We start from the raw sequence: 24,218 nt of genomic DNA, 5'->3' as shown, positions 1-24,218 counted from the left end.
TGACCTGACGGTCATCCCTTTTTGTATGCTCATAACAGCGCAGTGCTGAACTTATTTGGTGTCTTCTTCAGTGAGCTTGTCGAGCTCGGCTGCGGCTTTGGCAGCGGCGTCTGCTGCGTTTTCATTTTCAAAGATGTCAGCAGCGCAGAAGTTGAAGTTCTTGTCCTGCTGGAGTGGCAGCAGAGCCAGAGCAATATTGTTCTGCTTTAAAGATGGAGCCCAGTCCTTTTTAAACAGGGCCAGAGGAAGCTCTACCATCTCGTACTTGCCCTGGTAGTCATCTGGTGCGTTTTCCAGATAGTACTCAACAAAACGTGGGTGGCACCAGACAGGCAGGAAAATGTGAGGGGAATTGCTGTCATCGCCTTCATCTGGCTGATCTTCAAACATCAGCGGCATGCCCTCATCGCCCTTTTCCTTTAACAGGTAGAGAGTAGCCTGCTCCTGGCAGTGCTTCAGACAGAAAAACTGGCGGTAGTCATCATCAAGAGTTAAGACAGCGTTATACATTTGCTCGGTCAGTTCTAACATCTCTAAACCTCTGAAAGAAGAAGTAACACATGTCAGCCTCTGACATAAAGTGCAGGGCTGGAGCCTGGCAGGTCCGTGAACTCACGGACGGAAAAACAGTGCCCATTATACTTAAGCGGCGAAAAAATTATGACTGTGCGGTGAAAGTTCCCCTGATTCTTTACAGAAAGACCATAAATTCGCTGCCGTTGTGGTGTCCGTTTTGTAAAGCGAAATCAGCGGTATGTTGGAGCCGGCTGTTGTAGTGAAATATTCAAATATGCATGATTTTATGTACGCCTCCTGGACACATCGCAGGTAAGCTTACGTTTCTTTTCTGTCAGAATGGAAAGCTGATGAAATAAGGCTTTTCAAATATTTCAACTGTGCCTTCCATATATTAATACAAGTAAATATGGAACTGTTTTAAGCAAAATTTGTCGCATCTAGTCTGATTATGATTTTGCATGTTTTTAATATGTTTATATTTCGATTACGCTCCATTGACAATCAATGTATTCGCCCGTTGGTCCTTAATGACAGTTGATTCCATGGGTACAAAAGCTCACGTGCAATCACTTTAACTATGCGAAATTTGAAGTAGAAAAAAGGACCTGATCATGGCTGTATATGTAAATACCAATGTGAGCTCACTCAACGGACGTCGCTATCTCAATAATGTCCAGAATCAGCTGACTACTACCTATCAAAGACTCTCTTCCGGCCTGAGAATTAACAGTGCCAAGGACGACGCAGCTGGCCTCCAGATCAGCTCCCGTCTGACCACTCAGATTAATGGCCTCAACCAGGGTAACCGTAACGCTTCTGACGGTATCGCTTTTGCCCAGACTGCTGAGGGTGCCATGGACGAAATCACCGGCATGCTTCAGAAGATCCGTACTCTGGCTGTTCAGGCCAGCAACGGCACCAATACCACCGAAGACCGTCAGGCTCTCGGTAAGGAAGCTACTGCTCTGGCTCAGGAAATCACCCGTATTGCCAAGCAGACCACCTTTGGTGGCAAGTCCATCCTCGACGGTGCAGGCGCCACTGCCATGCTGTCAAAGTCTGGTAATGCTAAAAACAATGAAATTGGTACTCTGGTATTACAGGTAGGTGCAAACAAGGGTGATACCATCCAGTTTGACGTTAACAGCATGAAGTTCTCCCATATTCTTTCTATGGGAAACGTTGTTGAAGCAGATCGTAAGGGATTCTGGTCTGCAGCTAACGGCGGTCTGATTTCATTTGACAGCGTAACTGAGGTTCAGAAAGCCATTACTGCTATGGACAAGATGATTGGCGCTGTAGATGCTCAGCGTGCCGGACTGGGCGCTATCCAAAACCGTTTGGAGAGCTCCATTAGAAATCAGGCAAACGTTTCTGCCAACCAGGCTGATGCCCGCAGCCGTATTCGTGACGCAGACTTCGCCGAAGAGTCTGCCAACCTGTCTCAGCAGTCCATCATTCAGCAGGCTGCTTCTTCCATGCTGATGCAGGCTAACACCCGCCCACAGCTCGGTCTGTCACTGTTAGGCTAATCTTTCATACAGAATAATGTATGAGGCTGCTCGCAGGAGTAGCCATAAAAAGGCCCTCAGGCATTTTGCCTTAGGGCCTTTTTGTTTCTGATGCGCTTATGTTCTGATCTGGTATGCACAGATCTGCTATGAGTTTGCGAGATACTGGGATGGTAAGAATCAGTAAATATACGGTATTTGTTAAAGAGTTTGTTATATCTATTGCGTTCTTTATTGTTGCATGTTTATAACTTTTTTATATTTGCTATTATCCATCTATGTGTCATGTTCATAAGCCCGTTGATTCTTAATGACAGTTGATTCCATGGGTACAAAAGCTCACGTGTAATCACTTCACTAAGCGAAATTTGAATTAGAAAAAAGGATCTGATTATGGCTGTATATGTAAATACCAATGTGAGCTCACTCAACGGACGTCGCTATCTCAATAATGTCCAGAATCAGCTGACTACAACCTATCAAAGACTCTCTTCCGGCCTGAGAATTAACAGTGCCAAGGATGACGCAGCAGGCCTCCAGATCAGCTCCCGTCTGACCACTCAGATTAATGGCCTCAACCAGGGTAACCGCAACGCCTCTGACGGTATCGCTTTTGCCCAGACTGCCGAAGGCGCCATGGACGAAATCACCGGCATGCTTCAGAAGATCCGTACTCTGGCAGTTCAGGCCAGCAACGGCACCAATACCTTAGAAGACCGTCAGGCTCTCGGCAAGGAAGCCACTGCAATGGCCAAAGAGATTACCCGTATCGCTGAGCAGACAAAGTTTGGCGGTTCACTGATTCTTGATGGTGCTGGAGCTAATTCTTTACTTACCAAGGGTGGAACTGGCCAGCAGGCAGTAGAGTATATTGGTAAATTAACTCTGCAGGTGGGCGCTAACAAGGGAGATACTATCGACTTTAATATCAACTCAATGAAGTTCTCCAGAATTCTTTCCATGGGTGGTGTTAAAGCTGATCAAGATGCTAAGGGATTCTGGTCAAAGGCAGGCGGTGGTCTGATTTCTTTTGATAACGTAGCTGAAGTTCAGAAAGCAATAGATATCATGGACAAGATGATTGGCGCTGTCGATGCACAGCGTGCAGGTCTGGGCGCTATCCAAAACCGTTTGGAGAGCTCTATTCGCAACCAGGCTAACGTTTCTGCCAATCAGGCTGACGCCCGCAGCCGCATTCGTGACGCAGACTTCGCCGAAGAGTCTGCCAACCTGTCTCAGCAGTCCATCATTCAGCAGGCAGCTACCTCTATGCTGATGCAGGCTAACACCCGCCCACAGCTTGGTCTGTCACTTCTTGGCTAAGGATTAATCACGTATTCATGGGAGACATGATGATGTCGATCTCCCTACATGTACTTGATCAAGAATTAAGATTTAAGAGGTACAACCATGGCTGTATATGTAAATACCAACATCAGCTCACTCAACGGACGTCGCTATCTCAATAATGTCCAGAATCAGCTGACTACTACCTATCAAAGACTCTCTTCCGGCCTGAGAATTAACAGTGCCAAGGATGACGCAGCAGGCCTCCAGATCAGCTCCCGTCTGACCACTCAGATTAATGGCCTCAACCAGGGTAACCGCAATGCCTCGGACGGTATTGCTCTGGCTCAGACTGTTGAAGGCGCCATGGACGAAGTCACAGGTATGCTTCAGAAGATCCGTACCCTGGCTGTCCAGTCCGCTAACGGCACCAATACCGCTGAGGACCGTGCTGCACTTAACAAGGAAGCAAACGCACTGGCCCAAGAGATTAACCGTATTGCCGGCCAGACCAAGTTTGGTGGTAAGACCGTCCTCGATGGCGCAGGCAACGGCGACGACATCTACGGTGCTCCTGCTGCTAACCCTCCTGGTGGTGCTGGTAATAAGACAGAGAAAGGTACTTTAACCCTGCAGGTAGGCGCCAATAAGGGTGATACCATCAGCTTCGAAGTTAATTCAATGCGTTTCTCTGCAATTGCTACTCTTGCAGGTGTTAAGGCTGATTTGGCCAATTTCTACGATAAGGACAAGCAGAATGTAAAAATCAGCACTGCTGAGAATGCCAACAAGCTGCTCGAGAACATTGATAAGCTTATTGGCGCTGTAGACGCTCAGCGTGCTGGCCTGGGTGCTATACAAAACCGTTTGGAGAGCTCCATCAGAAACCAGGCCAACGTTTCTGCCAACCAGGCTGATGCCCGTAGCCGTATTCGTGACGCAGACTTCGCCGAAGAGTCTGCCAACCTGTCCCAGCAGTCCATCATTCAGCAGGCTGCTACCTCCATGCTCATGCAGGCCAACACCCGTCCACAGCTTGGTCTGTCACTTCTTGGCTAAGGATTCATCACGTACTTATGGGAGACATGATTAGGCCGCTCTCCTTACAGATACTTGATATCCAGGATTAAGATTTAAGAGGTACAACCATGGCTGTATATGTAAATACCAACGTTAGCTCACTCAACGGACGTCGCTATCTCAATAATGTCCAGAATCAGCTTACTACTACCTATCAAAGACTCTCCTCTGGCCTGAGAATTAACAGTGCAAAGGATGATGCTGCAGGTCTGCAGATAAGCTCCCGTCTGACCACTCAGATAAATGGCCTTAACCAGGGCAACCGCAATGCCTCTGACGGTATTGCCCTTGCTCAGACTGTTGAAGGCGCAATGGACGAAGTCACCGGTATGCTTCAGAAGATCCGTACCCTGGCTGTTCAGTCCGCTAACGGCACCAATACCGCAGAGGACCGTGCTGCTCTTAACAAGGAAGCAAACGCACTGGCTCAGGAAATTAACCGTATCGCTGGCCAGACCAAGTTTGGTGGTAAGACCGTCCTCGATGGCGCTGGCAATGGTGACGACATCTACGGTGCTCCAGCTGGCGGTGCTCCGGGTGCTGGTGGTGGTAAAGCTGATAAGGGCACTTTAACTCTGCAGGTAGGCGCTAATAAAGGCGATACTATCAGTTTTGAAGTAAACTCAATGCGTTTCTCAGCAATTGCTACTCTTGCAGGTGTTCAGAATAAAATAACCGATTTCTATGATAAGACTACCCAGTCAGTAAAAATCAGTACTGCTGAGAATGCAACCAAGCTTCTTGAGCATATTGATAAGCTCATTGGCGCAGTCGATGGTCAGCGTGCAGGCCTGGGTGCTATACAAAACCGTTTGGAGAGCTCTATTCGCAACCAGGCTAACGTTTCTGCCAATCAGGCTGACGCCCGTAGCCGTATTCGTGACGCAGACTTCGCTGAAGAATCAGCCAATCTGTCTCAGCAGTCCATCATTCAGCAGGCTGCTACCTCTATGCTGATGCAGGCTAATACCCGTCCACAGCTCGGTCTGTCATTGTTAGGCTAATCTTTCGTACAGAATAATGTATGAGGCTGCTCGCAGGAGTAGCCATAAAAAGGCCCTCAGGCATTTTGCCTGAGGGCCTTTTTGCTGCAGCTAAGACATCCTGTTAAAGGAGTGGTTGAGCTGCATTCGTCTGATAGTGCTTATTCAGCCTTTTTGCGGGAGCGGCTGCCTGTTCTGGTTTTGGTTTTTGTCTTGCTCTCATTAACCTTAGCTGCTGCTTCATCATTTGCTGCAGTTTCCGCAGCATCGCTCTTCTTGCGGGTGCGGCGGACCGGCTTTTCAGCTGGCTCATCCTCAAGCTCCACAGCTGTCTTTACTTTCTTTCCAGACAGGGAGGTCTTCTTGCGGGGGCTGGCAGCTTTCTTTGCTTTAGCTGGAGCTGATGTTTCAGCCGCAGCTGCTGCGTCATCAGTATCTGAAGCGGCGGCATCTGAGGCGACAGCTTCTAATGCGACTGCATCTGCAGAGGGCTCAGTAGCCTTGGATGCTGGTGCCTTGGATGCAGGGGACCTGGATGCGGCGGCCTGGGTTGTGGTGGTGAATGCGGCCATGGCTTCCTGGTCGGCCATGGTGCCAGCCTTTTCCAGAATAGGCCTGAGGAACCGTCCGGTGAAGGACTGGCTCTGGCCGGCAACTGTTTCAGGAGTGCCGGTGGCAATGATCTGGCCACCGCCGCTTCCGCCCTCAGGTCCAATATCAATCAGGTAGTCAGCGCATTTGATGACATCAAGGTTGTGCTCAATCACGATAACGGTATTGCCGTCATCACGCAGGCGCAGCAGCATGTCCAGCAGCTGGCGTACATCGTGGAAGTGCAGGCCTGTGGTTGGCTCATCGAGCACATATAGTGTGTTCCTGGTTGAGACGCGGGAGAGTTCCTTGGCAAGCTTGATACGCTGAGCCTCACCGCCCGAGAAGGTCAATGCTGACTGACCAAGAGTGATATAGGAAAGACCGACATCCATAAGGGCCTGAAGCTTGCGCTTAATGCGTGGGATAGCCTCAAAGAAGGTGTAGGCCTCCTCCACTGTCATATTAAGCACTTCGCTGATGTTCTTGCCCTTGTAGGTGACCTCAAGTGTTTCACGGTTATAGCGCTTACCCTGGCAGTGCTCACACTGTACGTAGACATCAGGCAGGAAGTGCATTTCTACACGAATGGTACCATCGCCCTGACAGGCCTCACAGCGGCCGCCTTTGACGTTAAAAGAGAAGCGTCCTGCACTGTAGCCACGTGCTCTTGAGGTTTCAGTCTGAGCAAAGAGCTCACGTATGGAGGTGAAGAGATCGATATAGGTTGCCGGATTGGATCGCGGAGTACGGCCAATAGGGCTCTGGTCTATACAGATAAGCTTGTCAAAGTTCTCAAGGCCGGTGATTTCCTCACAGCCAAAACCGCTGTCCGGATCATCAACTCCAGTATTGCGGATATGAGCAGCAACGGCAGGCACCAGGGTGTCGTTAACCAGTGTTGATTTGCCTGATCCTGATACACCTGTGACTACAGTAAAACAGCCGGCCGGGAAAGATGCGGTGACGTTTTTGAGATTGTTGCCTTTACAGCCGCTGAGGGTCAGCCAGCCTTTAGGAGCATGACGGCGTCGTGGTACAGCAATGCTTTTGCGTCCATTGAGATAATCTGCAGTAAGGGAATCAGGACACTTCATAATATGTTCTGGAGAGCCTGCAGTTACAATGTTACCGCCATGGACACCGGCGCCTGGACCGATATCAATAATGTAATCAGCCTGTCTTATGGCATCTTCATCATGCTCTACCACAATGACGCTGTTGCCCAGATCACGAAGTCTCATCAGAGCATTGAGCAGGCGCTGATTGTCGCGCTGATGCAGGCCAATGCTTGGCTCATCAAGTACATACATAACGCCGGTAAGTCCTGCGCCAATCTGGCTGGCAAGACGGATACGCTGGGCTTCACCACCTGAAAGAGTGTCAGCAGATCGGGCCAGATTAAGATAGCCAAGACCTACATTCTTAAGGAACATGAGGCGCTCGCGAACCTCTTTTAAAATACGCTCTGCAATCTGACCATCCTGAACACCAAGGCTGAGCTCAGAAAAGAACTCATGGCACTGACTGATGGACATCTCATTGATTTCAGGCAGAGATTTACCGCCTACAAAGACATTGCAGTATTCCTTTTTCAGGCGGGCACCCTGACACTCAGGACAGATACGGGCTGTCATCAGACTCTGCAGCTGGCTCTGATATGACTCAGAGTCACTTTCACGTGCCTGGCGCTCAAAATAGTGGATTACACCCATAAAGCTGTGGCCATTGAGTGGCTCACCAGCTGTCTGTGCAGACTGTGAAGAGGCGGCTTTTTCCCTGTTACTATCCCCCTTAGCCTGAGAGCTGGTGCCGTTAATGCCTCCTGAGCTCTTTCCTGAGGTGCCGTAGAGCACCAGTTCCTGATGGCGGCGTGGCAGATCCTTAAAGGGAGCGTAGATATCAATGCCCCAGGCATCGCAGGCAGGAACGAGCAGACGGTAGAAAGACCAGGAACGCTTATCCCAGAGGGCAATGGCACCTTCTTCAATGGACTTTTCCGGATCCGGTACAACTTTGCTCTCTGAAAATACCATCAGCTTGCCCAGACCATCGCAGCATGGACAGGCTCCGTGAGGGCTGTTGAAGGAGAAGTTGCGAGGCTCAAGTTCAGAAATAGAGTAGCCACACTCAGGGCATGAGTACATGGATGAGAGGAGTACCTCATCTTCAGGACGGTGGTCGTCCATCGGTACTACCATGGCAAGACCGTTGGCAGTCTTAAGGGCTGTTTCAAATGATTCTGCAATACGCTGCTTAACATCAGGTCTGACCTTGAAACGGTCGACCACTACCTCAATAGTGTGCTTGATGTGCAGCTTGAGATCAGGAGGATCGCTTAAGTCGCAGATCTCACCGTCAACACGGGCGCGAACAAAACCCTGCTGGGATAGCTCAGCAAAGAGCTGACGGTACTCACCCTTACGTCCTCTTACCACCGGAGCCATAATCATGAGTTTGGTGCCCTCTGGCCAGGCAAGGGTCTGGTCTACCATTTCTGAAACAGTCTGAGCCTTGAGCACTGTGCCGTGCTCCGGACAACGTGCCTGACCAATGCGGGCAAAGAGCAGACGCAGATAATCGTTGATTTCGGTGATGGTACCTACAGTAGAGCGGGGATTGTGAGAGGTTGATTTCTGCTCAATGGAAATGGCAGGTGACAGACCATCAATAGAGTCCACGTCAGGCTTGTCCATAAGCTGCAGGAACTGACGGGCGTAAGATGAAAGTGACTCTACATAGCGGCGCTGACCTTCGGCATAAAGGGTATCAAAAGCAAGAGATGACTTGCCTGATCCTGACAGACCCGTGATAACGCAGAGCTGATCACGCGGTATGGAAACAGTAAGGTTCTTAAGATTGTGGGTGCGGGCTCCGCGAACAACTATTTTGTCCATATGTTCTACCTGTCAGGTAATTAAAGGCCCTGAAAAAGGCCGTCACTGCCATAGTAAGCACAGCAACTGCCCTTTCGGGCTTAAGGATGATGCCGTGTATGCGGTTAGTAATTTTAGGGCAAATATCATAAGGTATTGCATCCCTGGCAATACAGCTGATCAAAAAATGGCAGAGGTACCTCTTTTCAGTATTGATTCAGGCGTAAGCGTCCAAAGCTGATGCTAAGAATGATTCATCAATGATGGGCCCAAAATGATGAATGCTTCATAATCAGGCATTCAAGCTGGATGCATGCGGGAACGGCTATAGCAACCAGGAACAATGCGGGAGCGGCCATAGCCACCACGAACGGTGCGGGAGCGGCTATAGCAACCTGGAACGATGCGGGATCGGCCGTGGCAATATGCATTCATTTATGCAAGTTAGTCCTGGGCAACCTGGATGCGTCAGGTATGAATACCTGGGATGTCGGGAAGTGCCTGGAGAAAGACCAGGGGTTGCAATTAAGGATTTTCCAAAATGGGCATGACTTTGGCTGGGCAGGGCTGAATCATGCCTTATAAAGCTTGAATTTAAGGGATCTGACGTTAAAAAGATCCTGCTTTTTATCCCATGATATCCGAATTTGCCAGCTGTTTTTTGTCAAAAGCTTGCGCTAATATTGTTGCACGTTTGGCGGCCGCTCAACTGTCTTTACAGCTGTTGAAGACCAGTGTCAAAGCTTAACTTTGAGGCTCATCAGGACAGGTACTTCTGATGTACTTGTCGTCAGCTCTGCAGCAGCCGGACGTTTCCTTGGATAAGGAAGTGTTTCCTGGTTGTGCTGTATACAGCCGCCCGTTTGTAATCGCGCCTGTCAGGTGCTAAAAAAGGACATTCCCTATGGCAAAAAGTCTTAACAAAGTCATGATTATCGGCTACACCGCTGATGAGCCTACGATTCGTACTTTCCCAAGCGGAGGCAAGGTTGCTCATGTGACAATAGTAACCAATGAGTCCGTTCAGAACCGTGACACCGGTCAGTGGGAAGAAATTCCTGAGTGGCACCGTGTTACTTTCTGGAACAAGAGTGCCGACAGCATTGAGCGTTATGTCAACAAGGGCAAGCGCATGTATGTTGAAGGCCGCCTGAAAACCTCTTCTTATGTCGATAAGACTACCGGTACCAAGCGCTACTCTACTGAAATTATTGCCAATAATTTCCTTTTCCTCGACGGTGGCCGTCGTGATGATGGTCAGGGGGGCTATAACGGTGGCGGTCAGTATGGCGGTGGCCAGTACGGCGGCGGTCAGTATGGTGGCGGCGGCTACAATAATGGCGGCCAGTATGGATCCCAGGGAGGATATGGTCAGAACCGCGCTCAGTCAGCCAATCCTTATGGCAATGAGTGGGGACAGGATCAGGGAGGCGGAATGCAGCCTCAGGGGCCAGCTTCTCAGGGCTATGACAGCTTCGGTGGCGGCCAGCAAGCTCCGGCTGCTTCCCCATATGGCGCTCCATCTCAGCCAGCTGAGCCACCATACCAGCCATATAATGCAGGTTACGGTGCTGTAGCCGGTGCTGCAGCTGCTGCAGGCGGTGTTGCGGCAGGTGCAGCTCCAGCTTCACCTTATGGTGCCCCAACAGGCTCTCAATATGATGCTCCAGCAGGATCTCCTTATGCTGCACCAGCTGCCGACGGCGGTGTTCCACCAGCAGCTCCTGCCGGTGCTGCTCCAGCTGCCCCTGGTATGGAAACTGGCGGTGGTGAAGAAGATATTCCGTTTTAATAATCACTGTCTGACACACTGTTCAGACTTGCTGTAAAGACATAAATCGCCCTCAGCAGAACGCAATGCTGTTCTCTGAGGGCTTTTCTCGTCTGCTGTTCTGGAGTCTTTTTAACAAATGGATTAAGCCCAGGTACTTTTTTGAGAATATCTCTGCATCAGTGACCATATTCAGCTTTGATGCTGTGCAATTGAAACAGCCTCTGTCACTAAGTCCTGCTTCATATAATTCTCTACTCCCATCCCTCCCAAAGCCATCTCACCCCATCCAATCTCATCTGCCGCATACCATCTCACCCCATCCAATCCCATCTGCCGCATACCATCTCACCCCATCCAATCTCATCTGCCGCATACCATCTCACCCCATCCAATCCCATCTGACCCATACCATCTCATATCGCACCATTCCATCTCCTCATCATTGTATGGCTGATGCTTTTCGTATCTGTCGAGGGGTTACTAATAAATTTCCTGTTATAAATATTGTGTTGTGATGTGCAACTCTTGCAGGATGATGATGGTTCGGCATGGCCGTGCGCGCGGGCCTGGTGGGGACAGCTGTTATTTGGCGGGCTTATATTGTCATATATAAATGTTCTGCGCTCAGACAGTAGCAAGAGCGGCGCCTGTGCACCAGTTCAGCAAGCATTTTTATGTTTGTCGGTGCAAATGCGATAAATAAGCGGTAAGAATTATGAGTCATGCCCGCTATCTATTGTCAAATTTGTTGTGATAGTGCTAAGATCTTTGGTATTGCTAATATAGGGTCCAAGTGCCCCTGCAGCACGGATTTTTTATTAAATACCGTGCCTGTGTGCACCGACACTTCGCTGCAGAAAAGCACTGTGCCAGCAATGCCCGGAAGCTGATGTTTATGGGCGTGACTGCACGCGTGTGCTATACTTTGCAATTGCACCTGATCTTAATAAGTATGTGTAAGGTCGCTGATTATGGGCCTCCTGTCGGAGGGTGAGTTTTCAGCAGATATTACACAGCTGCATTTCAGTTCAGGGTGCGGCCTTTTTCTCATGAACACATCTGGTGGTGAGTACAGCCTCAGGCTGATATGTGCACCAGAGCACATCGAAGATGTGTGCAGATATGCCCGCAAGGGTGGTGATCTGGATGCCCGCTGGTTCGGGATGCTGGGAGGGAGAATATGGCTGGTGCCTGGGTGAAGTAATACAGGGTCATATGCATATGCCGGTACTGCAGGTATTGGCAAAGGGCACGACCAGCCCTGCCTGGAAGGAGCGCAAAGCACTTTCTGGCTCAATCCCGCAAGGGAATGTCGAATAAGTAAAACCTAAAGTAGATTGAAAGCATTCTTTGCTCAGCCTGACTCAAAGCAGTTTCAGTCTGAATGCGCTCATGCCTGAAAGCACAGAGCATGGAGCCGGCAGAGAGCTATTTATTTCGGATGCATCAGGTACTTATGTCTCCTGACTGCCGCCCGTTTATCCGTCATCATGATGCTGTTTGCAGACAGTTTGTTGCAGTGCATCTGCTCCGCATGGGATCGCGCAAGATGCGGAATGGTTTTACGGAACTGAATTTATCTGTGAAAAATGCTGCTTTAATCCGGCCTTATATATGAGCTGGTGTCCGGCAAGGTTCTGCTCGAGGGACGAACCTGCATCGCAGTTGGTGTAACCTTTCGTCTGTTTCATTTTATGAAGTGGATATGTGGTTAATGACGGATGTGGAGATTTGGGCTCGTCAGACAGCGTTCAGGATGGTACGGCCATGAGCAATGGACGGAAATAGGGCATGAAACAGGGAATTTATCGGATCCGGAAACCTTTCTGGTACTTGCAGGTCTGAAAGAGATCAGACACAGCTTGCAGATTGCAGAGCTTACAGGTACGTGTTGAGAGAACAACCGGTCGCCAGAGGTGTACATATGAGGCTGATCCTCACGAAGTAAAAGCCGCTTGCCCGCACATGTTATGCCTGCTGACAGAAATGTATGTGCAGAAGATGGAACTGGCTGTTGCATTCACCTGAGTGCAGATGCACAGCTCTACCGTTAGGAAGGGACGTGTTGAGGCCACCTTGCACTGTATCTGCCGGCAGCTGATGCTGCTGTTTATATGCAATGAAAGGAAGCCGCAGACTGCAGTTTAACTGTGGTATCCGTCAGCCGAGGTTCACTTGTATAACTTCTGATGCCGTATTGCCCGGTCTTCCAGGCTTTACGGCAACACGGAAAGCCATCAATACGAGGATTATTATTCAGAGGTTCACACCTGCCATGCTTGCGCATGGGGGACAATACAGCACAGCTTTAATCTTTATATATCTGTCCCACGTTGAGGTGAGCGACAGCTGCCCTGAAGGGCGAAATTCGATAAATCCGGCCTTTTAAAAGTATTTTTTTAAGGTGCAGGCATCCTTTTATCGTATGAAATCCTAAAGTGTCTCCTGGCAAGGCCATAAGGTCAAAAAGTTCGGGATCGGCGCTCGGATTTTCGTGTGTCCTGAGAACAACAAAACTCTTAGGTCTCACAGCTGTGTAAAGAGAACTTCTGTCTGTTATTCCAGACCCTGAATCTTCTGCACTGACTGTTCAGGCAGTTTCTCCTGTCAAGGGTTTCTCTCCCTGTAATTTCAAATCAATTCCGGCATAGCCAACTATCTTTCGATTTACCGGCCCAAGGTTTACACAAATGTTTAAAAAACTTCGCGCCATGTTCTCCAACGATCTCTCCATTGATCTTGGAACCGCAAACACACTGGTTTACGTTAAAAACAAGGGTATCGTTCTCAACGAACCTTCAGTAGTCGCCGTACGATTCGACAAGAACAGCGGTGCTCAGCGCAAAGTTGAAGCCGTAGGCAAAAGTGCCAAGGGCATGCTCGGTAAGAATCCTGACAATATCGAAGTAGTACGTCCAATGAAGGACGGTGTTATTGCCGACTTCCAGTACACCGCCATCATGCTCCAGCGCTTTATTGACAAGGTGCTGACCGGCTCTCACTTCTTCCCGTTCAAGCCTTCTCCACGTGTTCTGGTATGCGTACCATGTGGTGCTACTCAGGTTGAGCGTCGTGCTATTCGTGAGTCCGTTGAGGGTGCCGGTGCTTCTGAAGTATTCCTGATTACTGAGCCAATGGCTGCTGCCATCGGCGCCGGTCTGCCTGTATCTGAGGCTGCCGGTTCCATGATCGTTGATATTGGTGGTGGTACTACTGAGGTTGCCATTATCTCCCTCAACGGTGTGGTTTACTCAAGCTCAGTACGTATTGGTGGTGACCGTTTCGATCAGGCCATTATCAACTATGTACGTAACACCAAGCGTTACGAAATTGGTGAGGCAACTGCCGAGCAGGTCAAAATCGACATCGGTTCTGCCTATGCTGAGCAGGAAGTTCACGAGAAGGAAGTAAGAGGCCGTTCCGTTGTAGAAGGCGTACCTCGTTCCTTTACCCTGAACACCAACGAGATTCTTGAGGCATTAAGTGATCCTATCAAGGGCATCGTATCTGCCGTTCGTGTAGCTCTTGAGAAGTCTCCACCAGAGCTGGCTGCCGATATCGCCGAGCGCGGCATGATGCTCTCAGGCGGTGGCGCCCTGCTGCATAATCTCGACAAGCTGCTGCGTGAGGAGACCGGTATTCCGGTTATCGTTGCTGACGATCCTCTCACCTGCGTAGCCCGTGGTGGTGGTCGTGCTCTTGAGATGTACGACGCTCAGGACAATGAGATTTTCGACTAGGCCATGTATTTCAGGCAGTTAGCTGCCTGACAGTGATGTTGGGTACATCCTGCCGTGCCTTAAAAGCAAAAAGCCCGACCTGATTTTGTTAGGTTGGGCTGTTTTGTTTGATCGTACTGTATATGAGTTACGGTTAAGTGCGGGACAGGAGTGCGCTCAGGCATACAGTCGATACTGAGTTACAGGTAAGATAAAACCTGCTTTTCATAAAGCTTATGTCTGATCCTGAGGGCATATATGCCCCGATCCTTAGGGCATATATGCACTGTCCTAAAGGCATGCAGGTGCCGATCCCAAGGGACTGCATGCACTGATCTTCAGGCCATGCAGGCACTGAACCTCAGGGCCGCTCAATCCTCAGTGCAGGCATTCCCTGTCCTCAAGTTGCGCATCCGTAGCCGCAATTCAGCTTATCGCTGTTTCAGCTTGCCGCTGATACTTGATAAAGCCGGTTTAAGATGCTTAAGCCATGGGCCATGGCTGGCCTTGCTCGGGTGTCATGCTGTATCGCAGGTCACAGCCCTGACATCGTTGGGCTATCATGCCAGCCTCCTTCGGTCACTACGCTGTCAGCGCTCAGTTATCACTCAGACCATCAGTCAGATTGCGGAATTTTCAGCCCCCACAGAGGTGGATAATTTGAACAGAGCAGAAACTCCGACCTTGTTTATCACCATGCGTTTCCTGCTGGTAATGGTGCTTTCAATTGTGCTCATCTTTCTTGATGTGCGCATGAAGTTGCTCAGTGATTTCCGCTACTACATTGAAACCGCACTCTATCCTGTTCTGGTCTTTGCTGAGGCCCCGCAGACAGTATCTGAAGCTGTTTCCACACAGATTAAGACCCGTGCTGACCTCATAGAGGAGAATGAGCGCCTGTCCAATGAGAACTATCTGCAGCGCGTTGATATCATGCGTCTTCAGACTCTTGAGCAGGAAAACGCTGCCATGCGCAAGCTGCTCAACTCCCCTGTCCAGTCCAGCTCCCGCCGCATGTTTGCTGAGGTGATCAGCGTCGACAGTGACCCTTATCTGCAGCGTATTGTAGTTAACCGTGGCACCAGCAGTGGTGTCTATGAGGGCATGCCTGTTATTACCGATGAGGGCCTTGTAGGTCAGGTGGTAAGTGTGGCCTATGCCAGTTCCCGTGTACTGCTCTTTTCTGATCCTTCCAGTGCCATACCTGTGGTTAATATCCGCAATCAGGTTCGCTCCATTGTCTCAGGTACAGGTATGCACGATGAGCTTATCATCGATAACATGCCACGTTCCGTAGATATCAAGGAAGGCGATCTGCTGGTAACCTCAGGCCTAGGTGGCATTTATCCTGAGGGATACCCTGTAGCCATTGTCAGCTCTGTTGGATTCTCCGATGATCAGCCTTTTGCTCAGATCAAGGCAAGACCGGTAGTAGACAGTGACAAGATCCGTTATGTGCTGATGTACTTCTATCAGACCAGTCAGAACAAGGACACTGAGGAGCTTCAGCCTAAGGAGCAGACTGACAGCAAGCGCAAGCTCAGACAGGAACGCATCAGACGTCTTATCGACAGTCTTACCGATGTGGACCGTACTACAGGATACCGCCCGGCTGAGAAGAAAAATGACAGCAAACAGCAGCTGGGAATGCTTTATAAAACTAAAAGGTTTACTGTTGAGCACAGAGTGCATGACAGTATGAATGATTCTGCATCTGGTCTGTACAGCGGACTTGTGCATATGGCACTACCTGGCCATGCTGCAGGGCAGGGGCATTATTTCTTAAGTGAAGGCAAGACTGCTTCTGTGATGGGTATTTCACCAATGGACAATAGTATTGTGGAGGTTGGTCGTGGCCGCTAATAAAAAGGTCAGTTACCGCAGCTCCTACATGCTGTTCTTTCCGCTGGTTTTCGTCATGATGATCCTGGAAATCATGCGTCTTCCGGCCATCATCGCCGCTTACCGCCCTGATTTTACCGGCATGCTGCTTATATTCTTTGCCGTAGCCGATCCACGTCGCATCAATGTAGGTGCTGCATGGCTCACCGGTCTGGCAGTTGATCTTCTTACCGGCGCACCGCTTGGCATCAACGGTCTGGTACTGGCCTTACAGGTTTACATCATAGTAGCTCACTTCAAGACCTTTTCCACCTTCCTTATCTGGCAGCAGATGCTGGTTATAGGCCTGGTGAACTTCCTCAGTAATGTATGCGTAAACTGGTTTGGTCATCTTATTGGTCAGGGCAGCTACGGCACCAATTTCGCCTGGCAGACTCTGATTACCATACTTACCTGGCCGCTCATGTGTATCTTCTTCAGAATGCTCTGGGATCGCCTGCGCATTTCAAGCTTTACTACCCGCTCAGAGCAGGAGCTGTAGTTTAAGTTTCAGTGCCTGATTTATGAGCATCTCCTGTCATGGAGAGTATCCACATGTGTATTAACTTCGGGGCCCAAACTTAGCTGCATGCTGAGCTTATCAGGCGGCCATTGACAAGAGATCACATGGTGAGCGGTAAAGTTGGGCGCGCCCATTGATATGAGCTCACATGCTGAGCGGTAAAGTTGGGCGCGGCATGCTGACATTCTTTATGATGATGCGTGGTGATTTTGCATACACTGCCGGGCCGGATGTTCACAGCGGCGCTAAGAGATTTATACAAGGCAGTCACTTGCCTGCCTTTACAGGCAGGTGATTGGCTGCTTTGATCTGTCTGCCGGATCCAGATAACTGTTAAAACGGATTTACAAATGTCCAAAACCCATGATTTGATTCTTGCCTCCAGTTCCCCACGTCGTAAGGACTTTATCAGCAAGCTGGGCCTGAGCTTTGAAATTATCAAGCCTGATGCTGATGAAAGTGTCATCATAGGTGAGAAGGCAAGCGATTATGTAAAGCGTATTGCTGCAGACAAGGCTCATATCGTTTCCGAGCTGCGCCCTGATGAGGTGGTTCTGGCAGCTGATACTGTAGTGGTATGCGATGATCGCATTATTGGCAAGCCATCCAGCCGTGATGATGCCCGTAAGATCCTGCGCATGCTATCAGGACGTACCCATGAGGTCATGACTGCCGTATGCATCATGCGTGGACATGAGGTAAGTGAGATTTTTGAATCTACTCGTGTGACTTTTGCTCAGCTGAGCGATGAGTTAATTAACACCTATGTAGATTCAGGTGAGTGTGATGACAAGTCAGGTGCCTATGCAGTACAGGGTATTGGCTCCATGCTCATTGAAAAAGTAGAAGGTTCTGTAAGCTCTGTGGTCGGTCTGCCTGTATGTCAGGTACGTATCGCCCTGGAGAAATTTGGTATTTTCCCACGCACTGTTGCAGCTGAATAAAGTGCCTGCAGCTGAATACAGCATGCTGGCTGGCAGTAATGTATGCATGCTGCTGCCTGCTGTCTGCTGCCTTATGTCTGCTGAGTCCTGACTGCAGGCAGCGCAGTCTCTGTGTTTGAGCTCTGTACATTCAGTTTTATAAAGCGTCACTCATGGTGCTGTTTTTTATAGCAGGCAGCCTTGCGATGTGGCGCCTGTGGTATGCATCTGCAGTGAGTTGTAACCTGCGGGGCACATGTGGTCCTGTGTTATGACTGGCACATATCAGGTACAAAGTGGGCAAAGTGCAGCCCCTGAGGTTAAAAAGATGGATAATTTAGCTTTTGTTAAAGAATATCTGCTGAAAAAGGCCGGAATTGATGATGCTTTCCTGGCTGAAAGTCTGGCTGTCCTGCAGGAGCGCAAGCTTGATTTTGGCGATATCTTCTTTGAACACACTGTAAGTGAATCTTTCTATCTTGAAGAAGGTATTGTCAAAGATGGCAGCTACCGCATCTCTTCAGGTGTAGGCGTACGTGGTCTGAGCGGCGAAAAGACCGGCTTTGCTTTTTCTGATGTCATTGAGAAAAACGCCATTCTTGATGCCTGTCGTGCAGCCCGAACCATCAGCAATGGCCACAGCATGTCACCTGCCGGCATCAATCTCACTCCAAATCACCTGCGTCCTCTTTATGTTCAGGATAATCCGCTGGAGTCATTTACCCGTGATCAGAAAATTGCACTGATGAATCGTGCCAATGAAGTTGCCCGCAGTGCCGATCCACGAGTAGATCAGGTTGAAATCAGCCTTGGTCAGGTACACAGACTGATGCTGGTAGCCAATACCGACGGCTCTGTCAGTGCTGACGTCAAGCCTGTAGTTCAGTTCAATGTCAACGTGGTCATGAAAAAGGGAGACCGCCTCGAGGCAGGCAGCTCAGCAATGGGCGGTGCATGGCTTATGGACGAGCTGACACGCGATAACGCTTTTGAAAAGGTAGCCCTTGATGCTGTCCGTATGGCCTCAGTAAATATGGATGCCATTCCGGCTCCAGCCGGCACCATGCCGGTAGTTCTGGGTGCAGGCTGGCCAGCCGTGCTGATTCACGAGGCTGTAGGTCATGGACTGGAGGGTGATGGCAATTACAACCGCACCTCTGCATACTGGGACAAGATGGGACAGAAAGTAGCATCAGATGTCTGTACCATCATTGATGACGGTACCATTGAGGGCCGTCGCGGCTCGCAGAGCTGTGATGATGAGGGTACTGCCAGTGCTCACAATGTGCTTATTGAAAATGGTGTACTCAGGTCCTTCATGCACGATCGCCGCAGCGCCATGCTCATGAATGTAAGCCCTACTGGTAATGGTCGTCGTCAGAACTACTCCAGTCTGACCATACCGCGTATGACCAACACCTACATGATGCCAGGCCAGTACAAAAAAGAAGAGCTTATTGAGTCCATCGATCGTGGTATTTATGCCGTAAACTTCAGTGGCGGTCAGGTTGATACCACCTCAGGACGTTTTGTGTTCTCAGCCTCTGAGGCCTACCTGGTAGAAAAGGGCCGAATTGTTGCCCCAATCAAGGGTGCCACCCTGATTGGTACCGGCTCAGAGACCATGAAGAAAGTTTGCATGGTAGCTGATGATCTGGAGTTTGACCGTGGTATTGGCTGGTGCGGCAAGGCCGGTCAGAGCGTACGCGTAGGCATAGGTCAGCCTACCATCAAGATCAGCGATATCACCGTAGGCGGCTCCAACGCCGAATAATCAGGTCTGACAGCTGGCCTCAAGTAACGACATCACCCCCACGCTGCCCGCATTACCGCTTTGAGCACAGGCAGCTACAGCAGCAGGGCCGCCCCATGCGGCGCAGCCCCGTGCGGTGCTCCCCATGTGGCGAGGCAGGCTGCATGAGGCACGCATGATGCGAGAGACAGGCTGCATGAGGCACGCATGATGCGAGAGACAGGCATAATGCCTTACTGTGGTGATGCCCCCATACCGATTAAGTGATGAATCCCGAGAGGAATACAATGGCAGTACAGGAGCATTTTGAGGGTTTTGATACTGAGCCGGATGAACTCAGTCGCTCTGCCCATAAGCGTGAAGCACAGGCTATCAGAAAGCTGGCCGATCGTATCGCCCAGCTTGGCGATCAGGCCTTTTCCCGTCTGAGCTTTCCTGATGAAGAGGTCAAGGAAGCCTTCGTAAAGGCCCGTTCCCTGCGCCGTAATTCTGATGAGCGCCGTCGTCAGCTGCAGTTTGCAGCCAAGCTGATGCGTTCATTTGGTCATGAAGAGCTCGAAAGTCAGCTTGAAGGCATGAACAATACCTCAAGTGTAGACCCACGTGCCATGCGCCTTGAAATGCTGCGCGAGTTCCTGATTCATGGCGGCATCAAGGGCGTTAATGCCATGGTTGAGCTTATTCCGTCCATCGACCGCAACAAGCTGCGTACCCTGGTAAAGCGTGCTCATGACGAGCTGTCATCAACTCTGCCAGATCGTCCTGCAGCCCGCGCTCTGTATCAGTTTATCAAGGCTGAGACAGCCCGCGCCGGTGTTGAAATTCCTGACACCATGCTCCGCGCCAGGAGCAACGGCTCATAATTTGTGCCGCTGTTGCCACAGGATTAGCGCTTTCTAAAACAGGAAAGTTTGCATTTCATGGGGCGTCCTGGAATGAGGCATTCCTTTTTATGCACGCGCTCATGTCAGTGACATGTACCCATGTCAGAGGCGTAGCTCATTCCCAGGACGTGGGCTCATGTCTGAGGCGGGGCCCATGTCCTGGACATGGACTAATGTCCTGATTATGTGGTAATGCCCATGGCGGTGCAGTGGGCTGTGGTGCCCATTATGGAAAGTGCTTTCCATAATGGTAAGTAGAGATTTATTTCTGGAAGTAATTTTTCATACCTGGAAGTAACGGACAGTTCTCAGGTTACAAACCTGTCAGCAGCTAGAAGAGATTTTTCCCATGTCATATTTTGCTCAGTTGAAACAGCATCAGCAGCGTTATGAGGAACTGGCAGTCAAGGCTGTAGAAATGGCCCGTGCCCGTGGTGCTGATGAGGTCCGCATCAAGATCAGTGCCGGTAAGGGACTTGATATCTCCTCCCGTCACTGTGAGATTGAAAACATCGAGTTCAATCAGATGCAGGGAATGGGTGTGAGCGTCTTTAAGGACAAGCATGCCGGCAGTGCTACTACCAGTGATTTCTCTGAGGAGAGCATTTCTGCTGCTGTCGACTCTGCTCTCAATCTGTGTGAGTACACCTCACGCGATGAGTGTTCCGGCCTTTGTGAGGATTCTGATCTCTACAAGGGTGATATGGACCTGGAGATGCTTTATGAGCTCGAAGAGGAGCCTGATGAGATTGCCCGTCGTGCGGTAAACCTGGACAAGATGGGTGCTGACAGTGCTGAGCGTCTTCGTGAAAAGGGCCTTAAAGAGTCCGATGGCAGCTCCTGGGGCATGATCTATACCTTAAGAACTCTGGCTACCTCCCAGGGATTCTGCCGCTCTTCCATTGACTCTGATTTCTCCAAGTATCTGTCTCTGGTAGGTGAGCGTGATGGTGTCATGCAGCGCTCAGCCGGCTATTACAGCGGCATTAATCCAGCCCTTGAGTGGTCTGATGAGAAGGTGCTTGATGAGGCTGTTACCAGAACTCTCAACAAGCTCGGTGCCCGCAAGGTCAAGACCGGTCGTTACACCGTTATCCTTTCTGAAAGTGCTGCCAACTCTCTTATCAGCAACTTCATCAGTGCTGCCAGCGGCATGCTCATTTACCAGAACTCATCCTTCCTCAAGGACATGCTCAATGAGCGTATCTTCCCTGAGTTCCTGAGCATTTACGAAGATCCGTGGATTAAGGGCGGTATTGCTTCTGCTGCCTTTGACAGCGAGGGTGTGGCTACCCGTCCGCTTAACATTGTTACAGACGGTGTGCTCAGAGAGTATTTCATCGACTCCTACTCAGCCCGCAAGCTCAAGATGGCCTGCAATGGTCATAATGACCCATGCTATAACCTCTTTATCAATGCTGATGATGCTCACACCTGCTCTCTTGAGGAGATGATGAAGCAGGCCGGCAGTGGTCTGGTTATCAACACTCTTATGGGGCAGGGTGTAAACATGGTCAACGGTAACTTAAGCCGTGGTGCCAGTGGTTTCTATTTTGAAAATGGCGAGCGCGTTCATGCTGTAGACGAGATCACTATTGCCGGTAATCTCAAGGATATCTTCGCCTCCATTGCCATGATTGGTACCGATCGCGATGAGCGTCGCCGCATTCAGACCGGTTCCATCATGCTCCCTGAAATCACCGTTTCAGGTATCTAAGGAACAGCCCGTGCGCCGGCCGGCAGCCAGCGCGGCGGCAACCGCACCTGGCAGGCCACATCTGCCGCGCTGCAGCCGCAGCGGACAGGACCATGATTGCACCATGTGCAAAGATGAAAAAAGGGACAGCGCATCTGGGCGCTGTCCCTTTTTTTCATCACAGCCCGGGATAAATCCCGGGAAGTGTCATTACTTGAGGGTAATGATGGACTTGCCGGTCATCTCGGCTGGAATCTCCATGCCCATGAGGTAAAGCATGGTAGGAGCGATATCGCACAGACGGCCACCCTCACGCATTTCAGCGGCACGGCCCATGTAGATAAATGGAACTGGCAGGTTGGTGTGGGCGGTAAATGGCTGACCTGTAACCTCGTCCTTCATCTTCTCGCAGTTGCCGTGGTCAGCAGTGATAAGGCACTCGCCGCCTACCTTCTTGAGGGACTCAACTACGCGGCCAATGCAGTGATCAACGGCCTCAACAGCCTTGATGGCAGCCTCGTAAACGCCGGTGTGACCAACCATGTCGCCGTTAGGGTAGTTACAGATAACTACGTCGTACTTGCCAGACTCAATGGCCTCACAGAGCTTGTCAGTAAGCTCGGTGGAGCTCATCTCAGGCTGCAGGTCGTAGGTGGCAACAGCAGGGCTCTTAACCAGGATGCGATCCTCACCTGGGAATACGGTCTCAACACCACCGTTGAAGAAGAAGGTGACGTGAGCGTACTTCTCGGTCTCGGAGATACGCAGCTGAGTTTTGTCGTGAGAGGACAGCCACTCGCCCAGGGTGTTCTTGAGGGACTCTGGTGGGAAGGCACAGGCAGTCTTGATATCAGCAGCATACTGGGTCAGCATGACAAAGCTGGAGAACTTAGGAGTGTGCTTGCGCGCAAAGCCGTCAAAGTCAGGGTTAATGAAGGTGCGGGTCAGCTGACGGGCACGGTCGGCACGGAAGTTCATGAAGATCATGGCGTCGCCGTCTTCAATAACCACCTTCTCGCCAATTACGGAAGCCTTTACGAACTCGTCGTTCTCATCACGGGCGTAAGCAGCCTCGATGGCATCCTTGATGGTTGGGAAGGATGGGAACTGGCTGATACCCTGGGTAATAACGTCATAGGCCTGCTCTACACGGTCCCAGCGGTTGTCACGGTCCATGGCGAAGTAACGGCCTACTACGGTAGCAAAACGGCCCTTGCCAAGCTCTTTGAAGAGGTCTTCAAACTTGCCAATGAACTCCAGAGCTGAACGTGGAGCAACGTCACGGCCGTCGAGGAATGGATGGAAATAGATCTTCTCAGCACCGCGCTGGGCAGCCAGACGGATCATGGCAAGGATGTGGTCTTCATGGCTGTGTACGCCACCTGGGGACATAAGGCCCATGATGTGAACGGCCTTACCGGCAGCAACAGCCTTGTCTACGGCATCACATAAAACCTGGTTCTTGTAGAACTCGCCGTCCTCAATGGCCTTACCGATACGGGTCAGCTCCTGATAAACGATGCGGCCGGCACCGATATTGGTGTGACCTACTTCGGAGTTACCCATCTGACCGTCAGGCAGACCTACATCGACGCCGGAGGCAGCGATGTCAACATGAGCGTAATCAGCGCACAGGCCATCAAGTACAGGGGTCTTGGCATTGGTAACAGCGTTGAAATTGTTATCTGGGTTTTCACCCCATCCGTCCATGATAATAAGGGCAAGAGTCTTCTTTTGTGCCATTTTTAATATCTCTACCTAAACTTGATCTCTGACCAGTTCAACCATGACCCGCTCTGACTCTGCAAGCTGTTATGCAGAGTATAACCGTTGCCCTGGGCAACAGCTTCCCGCTCCCCGGGAGCAGCAGGTTCCGGCTGGATTTTCGGTACGGTTGCATGCCTGGGGCCTTGCCCAAAGCTCTGCAGTATCCTGATAAAGGGCTGTACCTGAGACTGAAAAGCCTTATGTCTGGTCGGATTTGCCAATGTGAAGTTCACACACACACAATTCAGCTCCTGATGGCGGCCATCAGGACCTGATATCAGAACTGCATACAAGTGTATGCTGATGGATAATTTTATCAGAAAAGCACCCTGAATGGCTTAAATTTGACGCTTGCAGGCAAATATAGTTGGTCATGCAGCCATATGAAAATATCCTGATTTTTCCGCCCACAAACTGACTTTTTACTGTCTTTTCAGTCCTGTCCCAGCCC

15 protein-coding genes and 1 pseudogene are annotated in these 24,218 nt (G+C 50.3%); 12 read left to right on the top strand and 4 right to left on the bottom strand.

The window, feature by feature from the left end; translation table 11 throughout:
- Positions 1 to 51 precede the first annotated feature (51 nt).
- Complete coding sequence (locus MXE41_RS00905; protein WP_247099045.1) at positions 52 to 531, bottom strand: DUF2750 domain-containing protein; 480 nt, start codon at positions 529 to 531, stop codon at positions 52 to 54.
- Between the two features lie 599 nt (positions 532 to 1,130).
- On the opposite strand from MXE41_RS00905, the gene MXE41_RS00900 reads away from it, so the two are divergent.
- The 4 genes from MXE41_RS00900 to MXE41_RS00885 all read left to right on the top strand — a co-directional run bounded on the left by MXE41_RS00900 (position 1,131) and on the right by MXE41_RS00885 (position 5,401).
- Positions 1,131 to 2,051 (top strand): flagellin, encoded by a 921-nt coding sequence (locus MXE41_RS00900; RefSeq protein WP_247099044.1) that lies wholly within the window; start codon positions 1,131 to 1,133, stop codon positions 2,049 to 2,051.
- 372 nt (positions 2,052 to 2,423) lie between these two features.
- On the top strand, positions 2,424 to 3,353 hold the full coding sequence (locus MXE41_RS00895) for a flagellin (protein WP_247099043.1): 930 nt from the start codon (positions 2,424 to 2,426) through the stop codon (positions 3,351 to 3,353).
- 87 nt (positions 3,354 to 3,440) lie between these two features.
- Complete coding sequence (locus tag MXE41_RS00890) at positions 3,441 to 4,376, top strand: flagellin (protein WP_247099042.1); 936 nt, start codon at positions 3,441 to 3,443, stop codon at positions 4,374 to 4,376.
- Between the two features lie 89 nt (positions 4,377 to 4,465).
- Positions 4,466 to 5,401 (top strand): flagellin, encoded by a 936-nt coding sequence (locus MXE41_RS00885; RefSeq protein WP_247099041.1) that lies wholly within the window; start codon positions 4,466 to 4,468, stop codon positions 5,399 to 5,401.
- Between the two features lie 578 nt (positions 5,402 to 5,979).
- Here the strand turns inward: MXE41_RS00885 and uvrA are convergent.
- Together uvrA and MXE41_RS13015 are read right to left on the bottom strand one after the other, a co-directional pair.
- Positions 5,980 to 8,868 (bottom strand): annotated as a pseudogene (uvrA, locus tag MXE41_RS00880) (excinuclease ABC subunit UvrA); the annotation flags it as partial.
- Positions 8,869 to 9,147: 279 nt separating this feature from the next.
- The gene (locus MXE41_RS13015) at positions 9,148 to 9,282 is read right to left on the bottom strand and encodes a hypothetical protein (protein ID WP_281503515.1); all 135 of its coding nucleotides are present in this window, start codon (positions 9,280 to 9,282) and stop codon (positions 9,148 to 9,150) included.
- Between the two features lie 469 nt (positions 9,283 to 9,751).
- Between MXE41_RS13015 and MXE41_RS00875 the strand changes: the two genes are divergently transcribed.
- The 8 genes from MXE41_RS00875 (at position 9,752) to MXE41_RS00840 (ending at position 22,021) form a co-directional block, all read left to right on the top strand.
- A complete protein-coding gene (locus tag MXE41_RS00875; RefSeq protein ID WP_247099040.1) occupies positions 9,752 to 10,639 on the top strand; it encodes a single-stranded DNA-binding protein in 888 nt (295 codons plus the stop codon).
- Between the two features lie 2,672 nt (positions 10,640 to 13,311).
- Entirely contained in the window at positions 13,312 to 14,361 is a 1,050-nt protein-coding gene (locus MXE41_RS00870; RefSeq protein WP_246976962.1) for a rod shape-determining protein, read from the top strand.
- A gap of 639 nt (positions 14,362 to 15,000) precedes the next feature.
- Positions 15,001 to 16,203, top strand: coding sequence for a rod shape-determining protein MreC (mreC, locus tag MXE41_RS00865; RefSeq protein ID WP_246976960.1), 1,203 nt, complete (start codon positions 15,001 to 15,003; stop codon positions 16,201 to 16,203).
- On the top strand, positions 16,193 to 16,723 hold the full coding sequence (gene mreD, locus MXE41_RS00860) for a rod shape-determining protein MreD (protein ID WP_246976958.1): 531 nt from the start codon (positions 16,193 to 16,195) through the stop codon (positions 16,721 to 16,723). Before mreC ends, mreD begins: the two co-directional genes overlap by 11 nt.
- Before the next feature lie 371 nt (positions 16,724 to 17,094).
- Positions 17,095 to 17,688, top strand: coding sequence for a Maf family protein (locus MXE41_RS00855; RefSeq protein WP_247099039.1), 594 nt, complete (start codon positions 17,095 to 17,097; stop codon positions 17,686 to 17,688).
- Positions 17,689 to 17,995: 307 nt separating this feature from the next.
- Positions 17,996 to 19,441, top strand: a complete 1,446-nt coding sequence (tldD, locus tag MXE41_RS00850; RefSeq protein WP_247099038.1) for a metalloprotease TldD — start codon at positions 17,996 to 17,998, stop codon at positions 19,439 to 19,441.
- A 266-nt stretch (positions 19,442 to 19,707) separates the two neighbouring features.
- Positions 19,708 to 20,283: a ribosome biogenesis factor YjgA gene (yjgA, locus tag MXE41_RS00845; RefSeq protein ID WP_246976951.1), complete on the top strand. Its 576-nt coding sequence runs from the start codon at positions 19,708 to 19,710 to the stop codon at positions 20,281 to 20,283.
- Positions 20,284 to 20,653: 370 nt separating this feature from the next.
- Positions 20,654 to 22,021: a metallopeptidase TldD-related protein gene (locus tag MXE41_RS00840; RefSeq protein ID WP_246976949.1), complete on the top strand. Its 1,368-nt coding sequence runs from the start codon at positions 20,654 to 20,656 to the stop codon at positions 22,019 to 22,021.
- A gap of 189 nt (positions 22,022 to 22,210) precedes the next feature.
- On the opposite strand, the gene gpmM is transcribed toward MXE41_RS00840, so the two are convergent.
- Positions 22,211 to 23,743 carry a 2,3-bisphosphoglycerate-independent phosphoglycerate mutase gene (gpmM, locus tag MXE41_RS00835; RefSeq protein ID WP_246976947.1) on the bottom strand — a complete coding sequence of 511 codons (1,533 nt, stop codon included), beginning with the start codon at positions 23,741 to 23,743 and terminating at the stop codon, positions 22,211 to 22,213.
- Positions 23,744 to 24,218: the final 475 nt, after the last annotated feature.

The sequence above is a fragment of the Anaerobiospirillum sp. NML120449 genome (assembly GCF_023051105.1).
GTDB lineage: Bacteria > Pseudomonadota > Gammaproteobacteria > Enterobacterales > Succinivibrionaceae > Anaerobiospirillum.
This window is presented reverse-complemented; position numbering and strand designations above follow the sequence as displayed.